Origin of the sequence: Pelomonas sp. KK5 (genome assembly GCF_001984095.1) — a bacterium.
In the GTDB taxonomy this organism is placed as follows: Bacteria; Pseudomonadota; Gammaproteobacteria; order Burkholderiales; family Burkholderiaceae_C; genus KK5.
The window spans coordinates 1-2,287 of record NZ_LYVQ01000429.1 but is presented as its reverse complement, the minus strand read 5'-3'; the positions used below and the strand labels follow the sequence as shown (position 1 = coordinate 2,287).

2 protein-coding genes are annotated in these 2,287 nt (G+C 71.8%); both read right to left on the bottom strand.

Annotated elements, in window-relative coordinates; translation table 11 throughout:
• Nucleotides 1–988 (bottom strand): hypothetical protein (locus tag B0W88_RS31305; RefSeq protein ID WP_077038362.1); only part of this gene is annotated, 988 nt, incomplete at its 3' end.
• A gap of 62 nt (nt 989–1,050) precedes the next feature.
• A partial coding sequence (locus B0W88_RS31300; RefSeq protein ID WP_144007123.1) for an adenylate/guanylate cyclase domain-containing protein occupies nt 1,051–2,287 on the bottom strand: 1,237 nt, incomplete at its 5' end.

The following is a 2,287-nucleotide window of genomic DNA, read 5'->3' as shown; positions in this document are numbered from 1 at the left end:
CGGGTACCGGCGCGGGCTCCAGCAGCACTTCGCCGAAGTTCTGGCCGAAGCCGCCGTTGGCGGTGATGCCGGGCGCGAGCTGGATGTAGAACGGGTCGCCCGAGCTGGCGTGCGAGCCGCTGGCCGATCCGGGCACGGTGTAGCCGGGGATCTCGATGACCGATCCCGGCGGCAGGTAGCCGCAGCCGTCACCGTAGCCGCCATAGCCGCCGTAGCCGTAGCCGCACTGGCTGTAGGCGTACCAGCCCTCCGGCACGGTGAAGGTGGTGGGCGGGACATAACGGTCAGGTCCGGCGGCAGAGTTGCCGTTGGCAAAGGTGCTCAGCTCGTAGCTCAGCTGGATGGTCTCGCCGGCGTTGATCACGCCGAGGTCGACCGTGCGCGAGACGCCGAGCACGTTGTAGAGCGTGCCGCCGCCGGCGTAGAGGCTGGCGTCGCCGCCGGTGGAGAAGGTGGTGCCGCTGCTGTCGCTGTGCAGCGTGGCCTTGCTGTCCCAGACGGTGCTGCCGTTCTTCTGCAGGTCGAACTTCAGCCCGGCCTCGACGAACTGCCCGGCGCCGAGCTCGGAGCCGATCGAGTTCTGCAGCAGGCCCGGCGTGATCGAGAAGGTGAAGCTGGCGCTCTGGGCGACGGCGCTGCTGTTGGTGATGCTCTCCACCAGCTTGAAGCCGCCGTCCACCGCATAGACGCCGAAGCCCGACGAGCGGCTACCGAAGCTGCCGGAGCTGGAGCCGTAGCTGTGCAGGCCGGCGTTGGTGGTGGTGGTGCCGGAGTAGGGGAACAACAGCACGTCCACCGGATCGTTGACCGGGTAGAGCGAGCTGAGGTTCGTGGCCGGGTCGCCGTCGAGCGAGTAGTTGCCCAGCGCCTGCATCGAGCTGACCTGGGCCAGCGCGGCCGGCCCCAGCAGGGCCAGCGTGGCGGCCAGCGCGAGGCGATTGAGCAGCGGCGCACGGCCGCGGGTTGGTCTCCGGCTCTTGTCGTCCATGCCTGTACTCCTCTGGCAACAGTGCGGCAACAATGTAGCCGGCGGTCAGTCGAAGCGGAGCGTTATGTGAGCAGCGCGGAGGCCCGCGGATGGGTGTTGACAGCGACGCTCGGCACGCGATAGACGCGTACCGCGGCGGCCCGGCCGCGCAGCTGCTGGGTGCCGAGGTCGACGCAGGCGAGCTCGGCTGGCAGTTGCAGCCGGGTGGCCTCGCTGACCAGCAGGTCAAGGCCGCGCTCGCTGGCCAGCTGCTGCAGCCGGGCGGCCAGGTTGACCGCGTCGCCGAGCACCGTGTAGGCGCGGCGCTGGCGGGAGCCGAGGTCGCCGACGACCATGCTGCCGCTGTTGATGCCGATGCTGATCGCCAGCTGCGGCCATCCGCGCGCGGCGAAGCGGTGGTTCAGCTGCTGCAGCGCAGCCTGCATTGCCAGCGCCGCATCGACGGCCTGGGCCGCGTGGTCGCCGGCCTCGATCGGCGCGCCCCAGAAGGCCATCAGCGCATCGCCCATGTACTTGTCCAGCGTGCCGCCGCGGGCCTGGACGACGTCGGTCATCGCGCTGAAGAACTCGTGCATCAGCGCGGCCAGTGCCTCGGGCGGCAGCCGCTCGGCGATGCCGGTGAAGCCGTGCACGTCGGCGAACAGCACGCTCAGCTCCGCGTCGCGGCTGGCCATCGTGTAGCGCTCGGGATGCCGGCTCATCTGGCGCACCCGCTCCGGTGGCAGGTAGTGGCCGAACAGCTCACCCAGGCGCAGCACGTTGTGGCGCTCGACCAGGTAGGTGCGCAGCAGGTGCAGGCCCAGCAGCGCGGGCACCAGCAGCAGCGGCGCGGCGAGCGGCCAGGCCTCGCGGGCCTGCATCCAGGCGGCGAGGTCGGCGGCCAGCAGCGCGGCCGACAGTGCCAGGCCCAGGGCCACGCCGCCGGCCAGGCTCAGGCGTGGCAGCGCGGGCAGCAGGACCAGGGCAACCAGCAGCAGCTGCAGCACGCCCAGCGCCGGCGTGTAGGCGGGCACGCTGGCCAGCGTGCCGTCCATCAGGCCGGAGAGCACGCTGGCGTGCAGGGCCAGGCCGGGGAAGCCGTCGCCGACCGGGGTGGTGTGTCGGTCCAGCAGCCCCGGCGCGGAAGCGCCCAGCAGCACGATGCGGCCGCGCAGCGCGTCCTGCGGCAGCCGGCCGTGCAGCACGTCCACCGCCGAGTAGTGGCGGTAGGCCCCGCTGCGGGAACGGTAGGGCACGACGACGGCGCTCTGCGCGTCGGTGGCCAGCTGCAGCGGGCCGCGCGGCGTGGGCAGCACGAGG